The sequence below is a fragment of the Sphingomonas sp. genome (assembly GCF_036269755.1).
Lineage (GTDB): Bacteria > Pseudomonadota > Alphaproteobacteria > Sphingomonadales > Sphingomonadaceae > Sphingomonas.
This window is the reverse complement of sequence record NZ_DATBDV010000004.1, coordinates 1-16,178: the sequence shown is the minus strand read 5'-3', so window position 1 is coordinate 16,178 and position 16,178 is coordinate 1. Positions and strand designations below refer to the sequence as shown.

The 16,178-nt window shown below is 62.6% G+C and carries 17 protein-coding genes; 9 read left to right on the top strand and 8 right to left on the bottom strand.

Annotation, left to right across the window (positions count from 1 at the left end):
* Positions 1-6: 6 nt before the first annotated feature.
* From VH326_RS02390 to VH326_RS02375, 4 genes are read left to right on the top strand one after another with little or no spacing between them, the layout of a single operon-like run.
* Positions 7-366, top strand: coding sequence for a phage holin family protein (locus tag VH326_RS02390; protein WP_329630198.1), 360 nt, complete (start codon positions 7-9; stop codon positions 364-366).
* Positions 363-659, top strand: a complete 297-nt coding sequence (locus VH326_RS02385) for a hypothetical protein (RefSeq protein WP_329630197.1) — start codon at positions 363-365, stop codon at positions 657-659. Before VH326_RS02390 ends, VH326_RS02385 begins: the two co-directional genes overlap by 4 nt.
* A 3-nt stretch (positions 660-662) precedes the next feature.
* Complete coding sequence (locus tag VH326_RS02380; protein WP_329630196.1) at positions 663-1,184, top strand: hypothetical protein; 522 nt, start codon at positions 663-665, stop codon at positions 1,182-1,184.
* A 46-nt stretch (positions 1,185-1,230) separates the two neighbouring features.
* Positions 1,231-1,458, top strand: a complete 228-nt coding sequence (locus tag VH326_RS02375) for a DUF4170 domain-containing protein (RefSeq protein ID WP_329630195.1) — start codon at positions 1,231-1,233, stop codon at positions 1,456-1,458.
* Positions 1,459-1,524: 66 nt separating this feature from the next.
* On the opposite strand, the gene greA is transcribed toward VH326_RS02375, so the two are convergent.
* The 5 genes from greA to carA all read right to left on the bottom strand — a co-directional run bounded on the left by greA (position 1,525) and on the right by carA (position 7,386).
* On the bottom strand, positions 1,525-2,001 hold the full coding sequence (gene greA / locus VH326_RS02370; RefSeq protein ID WP_329630194.1) for a transcription elongation factor GreA: 477 nt from the start codon (positions 1,999-2,001) through the stop codon (positions 1,525-1,527).
* 78 nt (positions 2,002-2,079) lie between these two features.
* A complete protein-coding gene (carB, locus tag VH326_RS02365) occupies positions 2,080-5,403 on the bottom strand; it encodes a carbamoyl-phosphate synthase large subunit (protein WP_329630193.1) in 3,324 nt (1,107 codons plus the stop codon).
* Positions 5,403-5,753 (bottom strand): hypothetical protein, encoded by a 351-nt coding sequence (locus VH326_RS02360; protein WP_329630192.1) that lies wholly within the window; start codon positions 5,751-5,753, stop codon positions 5,403-5,405. Before VH326_RS02360 ends, carB begins: the two co-directional genes overlap by 1 nt.
* Positions 5,750-6,208, bottom strand: coding sequence for a hypothetical protein (locus VH326_RS02355; protein ID WP_329630191.1), 459 nt, complete (start codon positions 6,206-6,208; stop codon positions 5,750-5,752). The genes VH326_RS02360 and VH326_RS02355 overlap by 4 nt, the downstream gene beginning before the upstream one ends.
* A complete protein-coding gene (gene carA, locus VH326_RS02350) occupies positions 6,205-7,386 on the bottom strand; it encodes a glutamine-hydrolyzing carbamoyl-phosphate synthase small subunit (RefSeq protein ID WP_329630190.1) in 1,182 nt (393 codons plus the stop codon). Before carA ends, VH326_RS02355 begins: the two co-directional genes overlap by 4 nt.
* A 103-nt stretch (positions 7,387-7,489) precedes the next feature.
* Here carA and VH326_RS02345 point away from each other — a divergent pair, with 103 nt between their 5' ends.
* The 5 genes from VH326_RS02345 to rpoD are packed head-to-tail and all read left to right on the top strand — an operon-like array spanning position 7,490 to position 12,317.
* The gene (locus VH326_RS02345) at positions 7,490-7,942 is read left to right on the top strand and encodes a GatB/YqeY domain-containing protein (RefSeq protein ID WP_329630189.1); all 453 of its coding nucleotides are present in this window, start codon (positions 7,490-7,492) and stop codon (positions 7,940-7,942) included.
* Positions 7,943-7,982: 40 nt separating this feature from the next.
* Positions 7,983-8,108, top strand: a complete 126-nt coding sequence (locus VH326_RS16005) for a DUF559 domain-containing protein (protein WP_349256068.1) — start codon at positions 7,983-7,985, stop codon at positions 8,106-8,108.
* Positions 8,059-8,352 carry an endonuclease domain-containing protein gene (locus tag VH326_RS02340; RefSeq protein ID WP_329630188.1) on the top strand — a complete coding sequence of 98 codons (294 nt, stop codon included), beginning with the start codon at positions 8,059-8,061 and terminating at the stop codon, positions 8,350-8,352. The genes VH326_RS16005 and VH326_RS02340 overlap by 50 nt, the downstream gene beginning before the upstream one ends.
* 51 nt (positions 8,353-8,403) lie before the next feature.
* Positions 8,404-10,287 (top strand): DNA primase, encoded by a 1,884-nt coding sequence (dnaG, locus tag VH326_RS02335; protein WP_329630187.1) that lies wholly within the window; start codon positions 8,404-8,406, stop codon positions 10,285-10,287.
* Positions 10,287-12,317 carry an RNA polymerase sigma factor RpoD gene (gene rpoD, locus VH326_RS02330; protein WP_329630186.1) on the top strand — a complete coding sequence of 677 codons (2,031 nt, stop codon included), beginning with the start codon at positions 10,287-10,289 and terminating at the stop codon, positions 12,315-12,317. The genes dnaG and rpoD overlap by 1 nt, the downstream gene beginning before the upstream one ends.
* Before the next feature lie 203 nt (positions 12,318-12,520).
* Here the strand turns inward: rpoD and VH326_RS02325 are convergent, their stop codons facing one another.
* The 3 genes from VH326_RS02325 to VH326_RS02315 form a co-directional block, all read right to left on the bottom strand.
* Entirely contained in the window at positions 12,521-14,251 is a 1,731-nt protein-coding gene (locus VH326_RS02325) for an AAA family ATPase (protein ID WP_329630185.1), read from the bottom strand.
* Positions 14,252-14,292: 41 nt separating this feature from the next.
* Positions 14,293-15,357, bottom strand: a complete 1,065-nt coding sequence (locus VH326_RS02320) for a dsDNA nuclease domain-containing protein (RefSeq protein ID WP_329630184.1) — start codon at positions 15,355-15,357, stop codon at positions 14,293-14,295.
* A 220-nt stretch (positions 15,358-15,577) separates the two neighbouring features.
* Entirely contained in the window at positions 15,578-16,174 is a 597-nt protein-coding gene (locus VH326_RS02315; RefSeq protein ID WP_329630777.1) for a hypothetical protein, read from the bottom strand.
* Positions 16,175-16,178: the final 4 nt, after the last annotated feature.

Below are 16,178 nucleotides of genomic sequence, written 5' to 3'. Positions count from 1 at the left end.
GCGCGCGTGGAGGGACCGCCCCCGCCCCAGGACGAAAGCATTCCCACGCTGGTCACGCGGTTGATCGACGAGGGCGAGGAATTCGTCCGGGCGGAGTTGAGATTGTATCGGGCGCGCGTGCTGTCGCGAGTCGACGAGGCGCGCAACGCGATTATCCTGGCGGTGATCGCGTTTTCGTTGGCGCAGGCGGTATTGGTCGCGGCGCTGGTCGGGCTGCTGATCGTGCTGCGGCCCCTGCTCGGGCCGGGCGGCGCGACCGGCGTGGTGATCGTCCTCGGCTTGGCGCTGGCCGGGCTCCTCGGATTCATGGCTTGGCGGCAATTGCTCAAGGCTACCGAGATCAAGGAGAAGGACAGCCGCAAGTGAGCCTGATCGACGACGAACTCGCGCGTGCCGAGGCACAGTCGGTCGAACGCCGGCAGCAATTGGCGAAGACGGCGGTCGCGTTGCAGTCGCGATTGAAGCCGAGCGCCTTGGCGCGCGACGCGGTCGAGGAACTCAAGGAAGTCGGCGGCGACCTCGCGCGATCGGGAATCGCGGCGGTCCGGCGCAACCCGTTGACCGTGGTCGGCGTTGCCACCGCGATCACCGCCTTCGTGGCGCGTAAACCGATCATCCGCCTGTTTCGACGAAACCCCAGCAAAGCTCGCAAGGATTGAACGATGAGTGATACCCCTTCCCGCAGCCGCTCGAAGACCATGACCGATCAGGCCGAGCCGGCTCGCCGCGCCGGTCGCATGGAAGCCGCGCTGAGCTCTGCGCGCGGCGCCGCTAACGGAGCGCTGGACGAAACGCGCCGGATCGCGCGACGCGCCGGTGAGGCGGCCGAAGCGAACCCGATGGCGCTGCTAGCGGGCGGAATCGCGATTGGCGTCGCGGCGGGTGCGTTATTGCCCAAGAGCCGGCGTGAGACCGAACTGCTCGCGCCTGTCGGCAAAAGGCTGACCGACGCCGCAGCGGACGCCGCCGAAGCCGCGAAGGACGCCGCCAAGGCCGAACTGTCGACGCTGCCGCTCAGCAAGGAGGCCGCGCGCGCGCAAATGGGCAAGGTGATCGACCACGTCGCCAAGGCAGTCTCGGACGCGGGTGAAGCTGCGCTCGCGAGCCGGTCGCAGACCAGCGCCAAGCCGGCGGCCGAGGATCAGACCGACAAGTCGAAGAAGCCAAAGCCTCGCACACCCTAGGCCAAATAGCCTTTCGTACTCGGCCGCTGGACGATATGGGGCGCGCATGAGCAAGCTCCATCTCGTGTTCGGCGGTCGGGTTACCGACCCGCAGACCCTCGATTTCGACGAAAAGACGATCGAGGTCGTCGGCATCTTCCCCGATTATGCCAGCGCCGAAAAAGCATGGCGCGGCGCGGCACAGCGCACCGTCGACGATGCCGAGATGAAGTTCGTGGTGGTCCACCTCCACCGCCTGCTCGAGCCCGATCCGAGCCTGCAGGCAAGCGGCTAGCGTCATCCCAGCGAAAGCTGGGGTCTCACACCGCGAAGGATGCCAGCTCCGCTGGTATGACGGCCATCAGACGAACGCGACCTTGCTGACTTCGTACCAACGGTCGCCAGCGGGCACGGTCACTTCGACCTCGTCGCCGACGACGCGGCCGATCAGCGCGCGGCCGAGCGGCGAGTTGTAGCTGATCCGCCCAGTCTTGGCGTCGGCTTCGGTCTGGCCGACGATCTGGTACGTCACCGGCTTGTCGTCCTCGTCCTTCAACGTCACGGTCGCGCCGAACACCACCTTGTCGCCCGACAGATCCTTCGGATCGATGATCTGCGCGCGGCTCAATTTGTCCTCGATGTCGGCGATCGACGCTTCGATCTGACCCTGGCGCTCCTTGGCGGCATGGTATTCGGCGTTCTCGCTCAAATCGCCGTGCGCACGCGCTTCCTCGATCGCCTCGACGATTTGGGGACGCTCATCTTTCAGCCGACGCAGATCCGCGGTGAGCTTTTCATAGCCCTCTTGCAGCATCGGCATCTTCTCGACGGTCGCCATACCCCTAAACCCTTCGTAAAAATCTCGCCCCCAAGCGACCCGTCGGGCCGCCCGCACTTGCTCTTGTCTATGTGGGGATCAATTGTGCGAGCGCGAATGATAAGACTGGAGCGGCCGGACTTCAAGAGAGCGCGTGGCGAGTCCGACGATCGCCTTCGCCGCCTCGACCGCTGCGGGGGCGGTGGTGAAGTAGGGAATCCGCTGCGCCAGCGCGGACGCGCGGATCGGTTGCGAGTCCTTCAGCGATTGCCAGCCTTCGGTAGTGTTGAACACGATGTCGATCCCGCCGTCGATGACTCGGTCGACGATGTGCGGGCGGCCTTGGGCGACCTTGTTGATTCGCTCGACCGCGACGCCGTGGCTGCTCAGGTAATCCGCGGTGCCCCCGGTCGCGACGACGGTGAAGCCGTAATCGGCAAGCGCGCGGACCCCGGAGAGCACGACCGGCTTGTCCGAATCCTTGACGCTGACGAACACCGTGCCGGCTTCGGGCAATATCGTTCCGGCGCCGAGCTCGGCTTTGCCGAACGCGGCGGTGAAGTCCTGGTCGATCCCCATCACTTCGCCGGTCGATTTCATCTCGGGACTGAGCACCGGGTCGACCCCGGGGAAGCGATTGAACGGGAACACCGCCTCCTTGACCGCGAAATAGCCGATGTCGCGGTCGATCCGGGGCAGGTCGGCGAGCTTCTCGCCAGCCATCACGCGCGCGGCGATCTTGGCGATCGGCGCACCGATCGCCTTGGCGACGAACGGCACCGTGCGGCTGGCGCGCGGGTTGACCTCGATCAGATAGACTTGGCCGTCCTTTACCGCGAACTGGATGTTCATCAGCCCGACCACGCTCAGCGCCCGCGCCAGCGCGTCGGTCTGGCGCTCGATCTCGGCGATGATCTCCGGCGGCAGGCTGTAGGGCGGGATCGAGCAGGCGCTGTCGCCCGAATGGACTCCGGCTTCCTCAATGTGCTGAAGCACGCCCGCGACCACCACGTCGGTCCCGTCGCAGATCGCGTCGACATCTACCTCGATCGCGTCGCGCAGATATTGGTCGATCAGCACCGGCGAGTCGCCCGACACTTGCACCGCGATCTGGATATATTCTTCGAGCTGGGGCCGCCCGTCGACGATCTCCATCGCACGCCCGCCGAGCACGTAGCTCGGACGCATCAGCACCGGATAGCCGATCCGCTCCGCCACCGCGACCGCCTCGTCGCGACTGCGCGCGATGCCGTTGGCGGGCTGGAGCAAACCGAGCTTGTTGACCAACGCCGCGAAGCGCTCGCGATCCTCGGCGAGATCGATCGCGTCGGGGCTGGTGCCAAGGATCGGGATGCCGGCCTTTTCCAGCGCGTGCGCCAAGTTGAGCGGAGTCTGCCCGCCGAACTGGACGATCACGCCGACCAGCTCGCCCGCTTGCTGCTCGACATGGAGGATTTCGAGCACATCCTCAGCAGTCAGCGGCTCGAAATAGAGGCGATCGGACGTATCATAGTCGGTGCTCACGGTCTCCGGGTTGCAATTGACCATGATCGTCTCGAACCCGGCATCCGCCAGCGCGAAGCAAGCGTGGCAGCAGCAGTAATCGAACTCGATCCCCTGCCCGATCCGGTTCGGCCCGCCGCCCAGGATGACGATCTTGCGCCGAGTCGTCGGCTGGCTCTCGTCCTCGGGCGCGCCGAAGCTCGGCGCTTCGTAGGTCGAGTACATGTACGGCGTCTTGGCGTCGAATTCCGCGGCGCAAGTGTCGATCCGCTTGAACACCGGCCGCACCCCGAGCCGGTGGCGCAGCGCGCGCACCTCGTCCTCGTTGACTCCGCCGGCCATCGCCTTGACCGCCTCGTGGATCAGCCCCGACCGCGCCGGAAAACGATCGCGCAAGCCGACCGACTGCACCGCGAGGAACGCAAGCCGCTTGTCGCTGAACCCCATCGCCTTGAGCCGGCGCATGCCCTGCGCGTCCTGCGGCAAGCCATTGTCGATCACTTGCTGCTCGGCAGCGACGATCTCCGCAATGCGTTCGAGGAACCACGGATCGTATTTGGCGATCGCGTGGACCTCGGCGACGGTGAAGCCTTCGCGGAGCGCTTGGGCCGCGACCAGCAACCGGTCGGGCGTCGCCACCGCCAGCGCCGCTTCGATCTCGTCGCGCGGCGCACCGACCAAACGATCGACGATGTTGAACCCGCTCAGCCCCGTTTCAAGCCCGCGCAACGCCTTCTGCAGGCTCTCATGGATATTACGGCCGATCGCCATCACTTCGCCGACCGACTTCATCGCGGTCGACAGCACCGCTTCGGCGCCCTTGAACTTCTCGAACGCGAAACGGGGAATCTTGGTGACGACGTAGTCGATCGTCGGTTCGAAGCTCGCCGGCGTCGCGCCGGTGATGTCGTTGGTGATTTCGTCGAGCGTGTAGCCGACCGCCAGCTTGGCCGCGACCTTGGCGATCGGGAAGCCGGTCGCTTTCGACGCGAGCGCGGACGAGCGACTGACACGCGGGTTCATCTCGATCACGACGAGACGACCGTCCTTCGGATTCACCGCGAACTGAACGTTCGAACCACCTGTTTCGACACCGATTTCACGCAGCACCGCGATGCTCGCGTTGCGCATGATCTGATATTCCTTGTCGGTCAGCGTCAGAGCCGGCGCGACGGTGATCGAATCGCCCGTATGGACGCCCATCGGGTCGATATTCTCGATCGAGCAGATGATGATGCAATTGTCCGCGCGGTCGCGGACCACCTCCATCTCATATTCCTTCCAGCCGAGCAGCGATTCCTCGATCAGCACCTCGGCGGTGGGGCTGGCGTCGAGCCCCTTGCGCACGATGTCGAGGAACTCGTCGCGGTTATACGCGACCCCGCCCCCGGTGCCGCCGAGCGTGAAGCTGGGGCGGATGATCGCGGGCAGCCCGACCTTCTCCAGCCCCTCCAGCGCCTCGGCTTCCGAATGCGCGATCGCCGAGCGCGCGCTTTCGAGCCCGATCCGAGTCATCGCGTCCTTAAACTTGAGGCGGTCCTCGGCCTTGTCGATCGCCTCGGCGTCGGCGCCGATCATCTGGACGCCATATTTTGCCAGCGTGCCGTCGTTGAACAGCGTCAGCGCGGTGTTGAGCGCGGTCTGCCCGCCCATCGTCGGCAGGACCGCGTCGGGCCGCTCCTTCTCGATGATTTTGGCGACCACGGCGGGGGTGATCGGCTCGACATAGGTCGCGTCGGCCAGATCGGGATCGGTCATGATCGTCGCCGGATTCGAATTGACCAGGACGATGCGAAAGCCCTCTTCGCGCAACGCCTTGATCGCCTGAGTCCCCGAATAATCGAACTCGCACGCCTGGCCAATGACGATCGGCCCGGCGCCGATGACGAGGATCGAGGAAATGTCGGTGCGTTTGGGCATTATTCTGCACCCCAAACGCCCGTTGCGTCCCAATTGAGCTCTACTTCACTAACCACACCATCTTCGTCGTGTTTCAACGGCTTAAGAAATCCAGCGTGAACAGCGATTTTCACGCAGCCCCGATCTAAAAATAACTGCCCTTGGCTTGGCGTGGAAAAATCAACCGGTATGTAGTTGCTGTTAAGCTGTTGAGCGATTTGCATGAGATTGCGATAGAACAAGGACTGGCGATCAGTCAGCCGGGCCGGAGCATCGTTATACTCGTCTGCTCGTAACCTCGTATATCCCTTGCCGCGAGACCGCAACACCACGGGATTCTCAGGCTTCTCGAGGTCACGATAGAGCATCATTGCCCATTTCCCGTCGGACCAATCGCGTCGTTTAGCTTCCCACTGACGCTCAGCGAATTATCCTCGATCACCCGCACGCTCATGCCGTGACACCCCTCGCCGCCATGTTGCGGTTCGGGCGCTACCGCCTTGGCGTCAGGGTCGTCGGGCATGCCGTACCGCACCACCAGCGCGCCGCCGTCCCAGCTCAGCCGCACCCAGCGCTCCGCCTGGAGTCCATTGAGCGTAGCCGCGGTGCAGTCCTTCGCGCCGGTCACCTTCACCGAATAATAGATCGGCTCCATGCTCCCGCCGGGGCGTTCGAGGTGCGCGCTCAGCTTGCCGTCGGGCGACGGTGTTTCGAGGAAGACGTGCGGGCTCGGCGACATCAGCTTGACGAAGCCGAACAGGCTCAGCCCGAACAGCACCAGCAGCGCGGCGCCGAATATCACCAGGATGCGGAGCAGACGGTTCATTTACGGAGCCCGCCGACGAACTTTTCGAACAGATAGAGGCTGTCCTGCGGTCCTGGGCTGGCCTCCGGATGGTATTGCACGCTGAACGCCGGCCGGTCGGTCAGTTCGAGCCCGGCGTTCGATCCGTCGAACAGCGACACGTGAGTCTCGCGCGCATTGGCGGGGAGCGAATCGCGCTCGACAGCGAAGCCGTGGTTCATGCTGGTGATCTCGACCGCGCCGTCGGCGAGCCGCTTGACGGGATGGTTGGCGCCGCGGTGTCCCTGGAACATCTTCGTCGTAGTCGCGCCGACCGCCAGCCCGAGCAACTGGTGCCCGAGGCAAATGCCGAACAGCGGAATGTTCGTTTCCAGCAGCTGCCGGATCACCGGGACGGCATATTCGCCCGTCGCGGCGGGGTCGCCGGGGCCGTTGGACAGAAAGATGCCGTCGGGTTCGAGCGCCATGACTTGGTCGAAGGTGGCGGTGGCCGGGACCACCGACACCTTGGCTCCGGCCTCAACCAGGTTGCGGAAGATATTGCGCTTGCTGCCGTAATCTATCGCGACGACGTGGGGCTTCCTTAGCCCCTCCCCTCGAGGGGAGGGCTTGTCGCTGTCGTACCCAAATCCCAGCCGCCAGACGCCGCCTTCCCAGCCGTAATCCATCGCGGTCGTCACCGCGATCGCGAGGTCCATGCCTTCGAGCCCCGGCCAGGCGCGCGCCATCTCCAGCAGCAGCGGCACGTCGAACTTGCCGTCGGCGGCGTGCGCGATCGTGCCGTTCGGCGCGCCGCCGCTCCGGATCCGCCGAGTCAGCGCGCGCGTATCGATCCCGGCCAGCCCGATCCGCGCGTGGCGCTTCATCCAGTTATCGAGCCGCTCGGTGCTGCGGAACGACGATGGCGCGGTCACGTCCTCGCGCACGATCATCCCCAGCGCGTGCGGCTGGCCCGCTTCGACGTCGTCGGGGTTGGCGCCGACATTGCCAATATGGGGGAAGGTGAAGGTGATGATCTGCCCGGCGAACGACGGGTCGGTCATGATCTCCTGATAGCCCGTCATCGCGGTGTGGAAGCACACCTCGCCGACCGCCTGCCCCTCCGCGCCGAACCCGCGACCCCACAGCAGGTCGCCCGACGCCAGGACGAGGCATCCGGTGGCCCCGGCGGGCACGGCATAGGGGTTCGCGTCGGCCATCGCGGGCGGGCACTCCTTCGGTGTTGCAACGATGTCGCTAAGCGGCGGTCGCTAAAGCCCCCACCCCCTCGCGTCAACCGCTCGTCCTCGCTATGGGACCGGCATGATCAGAGACCAAATCAAAGCCGCCCAGATCGCCGCCATGAAGGCCGGCGACAAGCCAGCCCGCAATGCGATCAGCCTGATCCAGTCGGCGATCAAGAACCGCGACATCGAGGAACGCACCAAGTCGCAGCCGACCCAGGACGACGCGCTGGTGGTCGAAGTGCTCCAGAAGATGGTCAAGCAACGCCGCGAATCGATCGAGATGTACGCGAAGGGCGGCCGCCAGGAGCTCGCCGACGCCGAAGCCGCCGAAATCGCGGTGATCGAACGCTTCTTGCCGGCGCAAATGACCGAGGACGAGACCAAGGCTGCGATCGAGGCGATCAAGGCCGAACTCGGCGCGAGCGGCATGAAGGACATGGGCCGAGTGATGGCCGAACTGAAGGCGCGTCATGCGAGCGCGCTGGACATGAGCAAGGCGAGCGCAGCGGTGAAGGCGGCATTGTCTTAAAGGCTCCCCTTCCGCTTGCGGGAGGGGTCGGGGGGAGGGCATGGAACCCACGAACCGCGCACGGCATCTACGAAACGACCCCACCGACGCGGAAGCTAAGCTCTGGCAGGCGCTGAGTGCGCGGAAGGTCGGGGGGCGTCCGCTTCAACCGGCAGGTTCGCATTAAGCCCTTCATCTGCGATTTCGTCGCGCGCGGACCTAAACTGATCATTGAAGTGGATGGCGGGCAACATGCCGACAGCGAAGCCGACAAAGGTCGCACGCGCCTCCTCGAAGCAGCCGGATATAGGGTACTGCGTTTCTGGAATAACGATGTTCTGATCAATTTGGCGGGCGTGGTGGCGGAAATCGAACGCGTGCTTGCGGAACCGCCCTCCCCTGACCCCTCCCGCAAGCGGGAGGGGAATTAGCGCGTTGCACCCCGCTCCCTCTTCCCCCATCAGGCATGCTATAATGCGCGGGTGAGTCTCACGCCCGCCTTCCTCGACGAACTCCGCGCGCGCACCTTGCTGTCTGCGCTCGTCGGCAAGACCGTCAAGCTCACCAAGGCGGGGCGCGAGTTCAAGGGCTGTTGCCCGTTCCACAACGAGAAGACGCCGTCCTTCTACGTCAACGACGACAAGGGCTTCTACCACTGCTTCGGCTGCTCGGCGCATGGCGACGCAATCCGCTGGATGACCGAGCAGCAGGGCCTGCCGTTCATCGATGCGGTCAAGGATCTGGTCCACGCCGCGGGGATGGAAATGCCCGCACAGGACCGCCAGTCAATCGAGCGCGCCGAACGCGCCAAGGGGCACCATGAGGCGATGGCAGACGCCGCGGCGTTCTTCGTCGACCAGCTAAACGGCATCGCCGGGGCCGAGGCACGTGCGGTGCTGGAGAAGCGTGGCGTGAGCGCGGAGACCGCGCGAACGTTTGGCCTAGGCTATGCGCCCGACACGCGCGGGCGGCTGCGCGATGCGCTCAAATCCTATGGTGACCCGCTGCTGATCGAATCGGGGATGCTGATCAAGGTCGACGACAAGGAGCCGTACGACCGGTTCCGAGGGCGGCTGATGATCCCGATCCGCGATCCGCGCGGACGGGTGATTGCGTTCGGCGGGCGGGTCATCGGCGAGGGCGAGCCGAAATACCTGAATTCCCCCGACACGCCGCTCTTCGACAAGGGGCGCACGCTCTACAATCTCGACAAGGCCGCGCCCGCGAGCCGCAAGTCGGGCCGCGTGATTGTGGTCGAGGGCTATATGGACGTGATCGCGCTCGCCCAAGCTGGTTTCGGCGAAGCGGTCGCGCCGCTCGGCACCGCGCTGACGGAAGCGCAGCTCGAACGATTGTGGCGGCTCATCGACGTGCCGATCCTGTGCTTCGACGGCGATTCGGCCGGGCAGAAAGCGGCGATACGCGCGGCGTTGCGCGCCCTCCCCGGCCTCGCCCCCGGCCGCAGCCTCTCGTTCGTGACGATGCCCGAAGGCCAGGATCCCGACGATCTCGTCCGGGCGCACGGGCCCGCCGCGTTCGAGGCTTTGCTCGCCAAGCCGGAATCGTTGGTCGACCGGCTTTGGAGCCACGAATACGCCGCCGAGCAGCTTGATACGCCCGAGCAGCGCGCCGGGCTCAAGCGGCGCCTCGCCGATCACGCCAACGCGATCGCCGACGCCAACGTGCGCCACGAATATATTGCCGAATTCCGCCGCCGGGTTGACGCGCTGTTCGTGGCGCCGGTGCGCGACTACGACCGCCGACCTTTCACGGCGCGCCGCCCCGGTGCCAAATGGACATCCCCGCTCCCACCCGTCACCACGCAGGCTAAAGCGTTCGGTGCGACGGGCATCGACCGTGTGCTGGCGAAGGCAGTGCTCGCCGGGCTGATCCGCCATCCGGCCGAAATCGCGCGCCACATGGAGGTGCTGGGCAGCCTCAAGATGGGCGCCAAGGGATCGAGGGGCGCGCTCGGACGGCTGTTCGAAGCGGTGGTCGATCTCGCGCTGGAGGAACGGGCGCTTGATAGCGCGCGCCTCGTCACCATATTGGCGACCTCTGGATTGGGTCAGATCACCACCGAACTGCTGAGAGCCGACGCCACACCCTATTCGTTCACCCAGGACGGGGCCGACCCGAAGCGCGCGAGCGCCGACCTGGACGAAGCGATCGCGATCATGGTGGCACGGCCCGAAGTGGATGCGGCGCTGGCGAATGCCACGGCGGAACTCGAACGGTCGACGTCGGATGCGGCGTTCGACCGGCAAATGGAACTGCTGCGAGAGCAGCGGGCTTTGGAACAGCGGCTTGCAAATCTGATCCAGGCTAATAACGACGCGGACGCGTACGAAATTGAGGGCGATTGATGGCGAAGAATAACGGCGGCGAAGGCGACGACACCCTGGAGGTGAGCGATGCGCCGCTGATCGACTTGAACGATGCGACGATCAAGAAGCTGATCGCGCGCGCCAAGAAGCGTGGCTACATGACCGTCGACGAACTCAACGGCGTCGTCGGCGAGATGTCGACTGACCAGATCGAAGACATCATGTCAGCCCTTAGCGACATGGGGATCAATGTCGTCGAGAACGAAGACGCCGGCGAGGACGGGGACGAGGCGGCGAAGGAGGATGACGACGATATCGATCCGGTCGATTCGTCGGAGGAGAACGCCCCCGCGCTCGAGACCAAGAAGAAGGAAACGGTCGACCGCACCGACGATCCGGTGCGGATGTACCTGCGCGAGATGGGCGCGGTCGAGCTGCTCAGCCGCGAGGGCGAGATCGCGATCGCCAAGCGGATCGAGGCCGGCCGCGACACGATGATCCTCGGCCTGTGCGAATCGCCGATCACGTTCAACGCGATCATCGACTGGTCGACCGCGCTCAACGAAGGCAGCATGCAGCTGCGCGAGATTCTCGACCTCGACGCGATGCTGTCGAAGGGCCCCTCGGCCGAGCAAGTCGCGAGCGCCGAGGAAGACGATACCGGCGAGATCAGCGAAAGCGCCGCCGGGCCGAGCTTCAAGGAAGAGGAAGACGTCAAGGAGGAGGCCCCCGCCGACGAGGACGAGGACGACATGACCGAGCGTCGTGCGCCGCGCATCTCCGACGACGAGGAGGAGGACAACACGCTCTCCCTCGCGCAGATGGAGGAGCAGCTCAAGCCGATCGCGCTCGAACGCTTCGCCAACATCACCGCGATCTACAAGAAATTCTCCCGGATGCAGGCCAACCGCCTCGACCAGATGGGCGCGGGCGGCGAATTGTCGGCATCGGACGAGCGCAAGTACCAGAAACTGCGCGAGGAACTCACCGCCGAGGTCGAGTCCGTCCAGTTCCACCAGGCCAAGATCGAATATCTCGTCGACCAGCTCTACAGCTTCAACCGCCGCTTGACCGCGCTCGGCGGCCAGATGCTGCGCTTGGCCGAGCGCCACAAGGTCAGCCGCGCCGACTTCCTCAACCGCTATGTCGGGCACGAGCTCGACGAAAGCTGGCTGGCCTCGGTCGGCGGCGTCGACAAGAAGTGGGCAGCGTTCGCAGGGAGCGAAGTCGCCGCGGTCGACCGTATCCGCACCGAAATCGCCGAGATCAGCCAGCAGACCGGCATGGCGCTCGGCGAGTTCCGCCGAATCGTCAACATGGTGCAAAAGGGCGAGCGCGAGGCGCGCATCGCGAAGAAGGAAATGGTCGAGGCCAACCTGCGCCTCGTCATCTCGATCGCCAAGAAATACACCAACCGCGGCCTGCAATTCCTTGATCTCATTCAGGAAGGCAATATCGGCCTGATGAAGGCGGTCGACAAGTTCGAGTATCGCCGCGGCTACAAGTTCAGCACCTATGCGACGTGGTGGATCCGCCAGGCGATCACCCGCAGCATCGCCGATCAGGCGCGCACGATCCGAATCCCGGTCCACATGATCGAGACGATCAACAAGCTGGTCCGCACCAGCCGCCAGTTCCTCCACGAACAGGGCCGCGAGCCCACCCCTGAGGAAATGGCCGAGCGGCTGAGCATGCCGCTCGAAAAGGTCCGCAAGGTGATGAAGATCGCCAAGGAGCCGATCAGCCTCGAAACGCCGATCGGCGACGAGGAAGATTCGCATCTGGGCGATTTCATCGAGGACAAGAATGCGGTGATCCCGGTCGACGCCGCGATTCAGGCGAACCTCAAGGAGACGGTGACGCGTGTGCTCGCGAGCCTGACCCCGCGCGAGGAACGCGTGCTGCGCATGCGCTTCGGGATCGGGATGAACACCGATCACACGCTGGAGGAGGTCGGGCAGCAGTTCTCGGTTACGCGCGAGCGCATCCGGCAGATCGAGGCGAAGGCGCTGCGGAAGCTGAAGCATCCGAGCCGTTCGCGGAAGATGCGGTCCTTTCTCGACCAATAGGGTGGACAGAGATCGTTGTGCGAAAAGGGCGGGTTATCCCGCCCTTTTAGTTGGGCGGCATTGCGCGCCCCAATACCGGTCATTCATGCCCGCGCCGGCGCATCTTGAAAGCGGACCTTCGCTGCGCAATGCGCGACGCGCAACAAAATGGGCACCTTTGTTGAGTTGTAAGTGCTGTCAGTTCAATGGATTACGATAGACGATTAGCGGACCTCCGCGAGCGTCATCTCGTGCATTCCACCGACCTCGGAAAGCACCGACTGGTACCGCTCGGCCCGAAGCAGCGAGAGCTTGTGGTCTAGTCTGCGTTCGGTCGCGGAAGCCAGCTCCGCACTCGGCTTGAATTCGGCGACAGAAATAGTTGCAAGGATCAGTTGTTGACCAGCCAGCTTCTTCGTCATGATGAAATCGAGGATTGCTTGCCGGTTAGTAGCGTCCTGCTCTTGTTGAAACGGGGAGTCGATCATCATCGGGGCAAGAACGAATGACCCGTAAGAATTCATTGTGCTCAAAAAGGCAAAGTACTGCGCTAACAGCGCCCTCGGAAGGTCACTACCTAGCGCGTTATTTTTGATCTGCTTATCGAGTGATCCATAGTCACTCTCACTTAGGACGCCCACATTCAGAGAGTTCAGGTACTCCTTCATTCGGGCTTTATACCATGTGACGATAGCGTTCTTTCTTTTGGTATCAACCTTCAGGTCTGGCGCATTCTCTCTTAATTTAGCAGTGATCTCGTGTTCGCGGCCAACCACTTCGTTGATATCGCTATTCAACGAGCTGATCATCTCCTTCATACCCTCCGACGCGATTAGCTCCGCGAGGGTCACGTTCTCCTTCGTGCGAGCGAGGACAGTTTGAACATCATCATGTCGAGCCGAAATGGCCTTATATTCAGCCTCAATACCCTCCAACCGGACCGTCATCTCGTTTCGCTTCTTAAGCCACTGGTCGATGAGTGCTCGGCAGTGATCAATATCGTCTAGGATTCCGAACCGCTCAACAAACGAGTTGCAGAACTCCGTCCCGCATGTGGGGCAACCGACAACATCCGGAGTATCGGGAGACTCGGTGAATCGATAATCCGACTCCAGCTCGCTTATTGATTTTCGGAGCAGATCTAATTCTGTGTCGATTGTATTTCGTTGGTTGCGAACTTCCTTCAGTCGGGACAAAACAGCCTGCTGCTCAGCATAGACCGCGTTGTATTGATCAACCACATTTTCCAGTTCAGCCCGAAACGCGGCAGGGTCGAGGTCGACTTGGGAACGGTCTTTTCGTTTTTGGACTGAATCTCTCGCCGCCTGCATAGACACCCGCTCGGCCTCGAGCGCAGCCAAGTGCTCCTGAAGTTCGATTTCCCGTTTCCGAGCGTCATAGTAACTCTGTGGGCGTACGCCTAGGTGATAGTCGATCATCAGCCGCCGATAGCTGCTAAACTGCTGCAGCCCGACAAATGAAGACCAGCTTGTTCCCCAGCCTTCGTCCTGATCGATATAGAACGGTAGAAAGTAGAAGGATGGCCCTGCGACACCCAGCTTGCCATCGGTCTGCCGTTCAAGCTCAATATCGAAGCCAAGGATCTTATTTATGAATAGGGCAAACCCATTTTTACCGGTGACGCTGACATGACGAGAAATAAGCGACTTTCGGCTATCAAAAACGCCAAAATATTTCTCATCGCGCACTACATAATAGTCCGCACCATCAATCTCAAATCGCACGCAATATATCGGATGCGCACGCTTCCAGACTGAATTGTTAATTTGCGGGGTGTCGGCCCCTAGGCAATGATAGAGCGACTTCATCAACGTAGATTTGCCGACGTCATTCTCCCCCGTCAGCAGATTCACCCCGCGGTCGAACGTCAGCTCGAACGCCGCTTTCTCCGCTTTCGAGAGAATCCACAGGTTCTTGAATACGAGGCTTCTCACGATAATTGCCTTTTCGTAAATTCCGCACCAACTGCTTATAGTTAGACTTCGTCATAGTAGACTAAAGCTCCTAGCGCGCGAAGGTAGTCCGTTTGCTTGTAAATAGAGCCAACGCTGCCGTCTTTCATTATCTTTTCAACTACATCTGTCATGAAATCCGTTAGTTCAACCGGGCTTCCCGTCAAATCATTGACCTCGCATCTCATCAGAGACACAATCGATACTACTTCTTGATTTACAGGGTTGTAGAAGTCGATTGACGCTTCCGGTATCCTTTTTTGGAACCTCATAACGTCAATTGAACTCCAACCTTTAGAGCTCATTTCGCTGATAACAGCGGTCACATCGATCGGACGCTTTGTCCGCGCGTGCATTACGTCGAGGGTTTTCTCCACAAAGGGGAAATCAATGCACTTTTTGTCCACGAGGTCAGCGGGAGTTGAGATTTTATCGGACGGGTAGTTGTTCCGTCTGGCGATTTCCCCTTTGATCAGTCGAATCCAAGTTCGGATGTTCAAACCATGGTCATCGCCGTATTTTTGGCAAAATAGCTCCATGGCTTCCCCTTCGAGAAAGCTTTGCATCGCATCCAGCGACACGCCTGTAATGCGGAAGTGAAGTTTGGCCAGCCGAGACGCGTCAAAGCCGGGAATCTCCGACTGCATTTTTTCCAGCAAGCGATCGCGAAATTTCTGATCTAAGGCATCCGCGCTGATTGCGGTGCCGGCGAACTCGAATGCGTTGTTCGAAACGATCACGACCCGAATGTCGTGAGATGCACACACGCCGTCGAAATTTGAGAACATTTTGCCGAGGATCGAGGCCTTGCCTTTGGGCTGAGACGTAAGGCTCGAAAGAGTCCTTGGACTGGCGCCCGAAGACGTTTTCACCTGGTAGAATTCGGCAGAAGTTGGTTGGTCTGCTGGACTCAGAAAAAGAACGTCGTCATGGAATTCAAAGGCGACTAAATAGTCCTCTTGCGCTCGATGCCTTAGCATCATCTCGCAGAAGGCCCAATCCTTCTGATAATCGAATCGGCTCGATGCGTCAGAGCCCGCCGTCTCCCTCTGCGGCTTTTTCGTCAGGTCTGTGAACAAGTCCCCCATTGGTCGCCTAGCGTGCCATTTCCCACGGCACTCGCCAATGATTATTGTAGCCCTTGAGCTGTGCCAGCCTTGAAGAGGCTGTCGGGTGTCCTCTTAGTCGAGAATTTATACGCGCAACCCTATTGCCCATTTCTTGAAGCGTCAGCATCGGCCCGCGTCCGCTTCGTCATGACCGCATCCCAAAGCTGTCAGTCGGCTAACGGCCCAATACCAGCCATCCTCACACCCCCCGCACCCGGACCTCCCCGCCCCGCATAACCTCCCCCACGCCCCACACCATCGCGTCGGCGCGGTCGGGGCTGTCGCCCGGCCCTTGATACCCGCCGCCCGCGATCATCCCCATCATTTCCGCCTCCAGCGCCGGCATCCGCCCGTGGAGCACCGCCCGCCCCGCTTCGAACAAATGCGCGACGGGTTCGGCGCGTTCGACCTTGCCCTTGCTGGCGTGGACCAGCCGCACGCGCAGGCGCGGATCGGCCGCCAGCAGGATCTGCTTGACCATCTTGCCGCCCTGATTGCCTTCCGCGATCACTTCGTCGGTGCCGTGGGCGGCCGCCGCGGCGGCGACGGCGCGGGCCCAGCCGTCGGGGCTGCGACCGGTGACGCTGTGGTCGGCGAGGATGTGGGCGATGGCGGCGGCGCCCTCCCCTTCGCGCGCGACCGCGATGACGCCGCAGGTGCCGTCGATCACGGGCGGGTCGACGGCGATCAGGGTGCGGGTGAACTCAAATCCTCCCCGGGACGGGGAGGTGGCGGGCCGAAGGTCCGACGGAGGGGGTGGGCCATCGGCGCTTCGCTCGGGGGGCGCCCCCGCCACCGCG

What these genes read in the sequence shown, in the direction of transcription:
- VH326_RS02380 (WP_329630196.1), top strand. Translation starts at nt 663, where the DNA reads ATGAGTGATACCCCTTCCCGCAGCCGCTCGAAGACCATGACCGATCAG.
- carB (WP_329630193.1), bottom strand. Translation starts at nt 5,403, where the DNA reads ATGCCCAAACGCACCGACATTTCCTCGATCCTCGTCATCGGCGCCGGG.
- VH326_RS02345 (WP_329630189.1), top strand. Translation starts at nt 7,490, where the DNA reads ATGATCAGAGACCAAATCAAAGCCGCCCAGATCGCCGCCATGAAGGCC.
- carA (WP_329630190.1), bottom strand. Translation starts at nt 7,386, where the DNA reads ATGGCCGACGCGAACCCCTATGCCGTGCCCGCCGGGGCCACCGGATGC.
- VH326_RS02320 (WP_329630184.1), bottom strand. Translation starts at nt 15,357, where the DNA reads ATGGGGGACTTGTTCACAGACCTGACGAAAAAGCCGCAGAGGGAGACG.
- VH326_RS02360 (WP_329630192.1), bottom strand. Translation starts at nt 5,753, where the DNA reads ATGATGCTCTATCGTGACCTCGAGAAGCCTGAGAATCCCGTGGTGTTG.
- VH326_RS02355 (WP_329630191.1), bottom strand. Translation starts at nt 6,208, where the DNA reads ATGAACCGTCTGCTCCGCATCCTGGTGATATTCGGCGCCGCGCTGCTG.
- rpoD (WP_329630186.1), top strand. Translation starts at nt 10,287, where the DNA reads ATGGCGAAGAATAACGGCGGCGAAGGCGACGACACCCTGGAGGTGAGC.
- VH326_RS02375 (WP_329630195.1), top strand. Translation starts at nt 1,231, where the DNA reads ATGAGCAAGCTCCATCTCGTGTTCGGCGGTCGGGTTACCGACCCGCAG.
- greA (WP_329630194.1), bottom strand. Translation starts at nt 2,001, where the DNA reads ATGGCGACCGTCGAGAAGATGCCGATGCTGCAAGAGGGCTATGAAAAG.
- VH326_RS16005 (WP_349256068.1), top strand. Translation starts at nt 7,983, where the DNA reads ATGGAACCCACGAACCGCGCACGGCATCTACGAAACGACCCCACCGAC.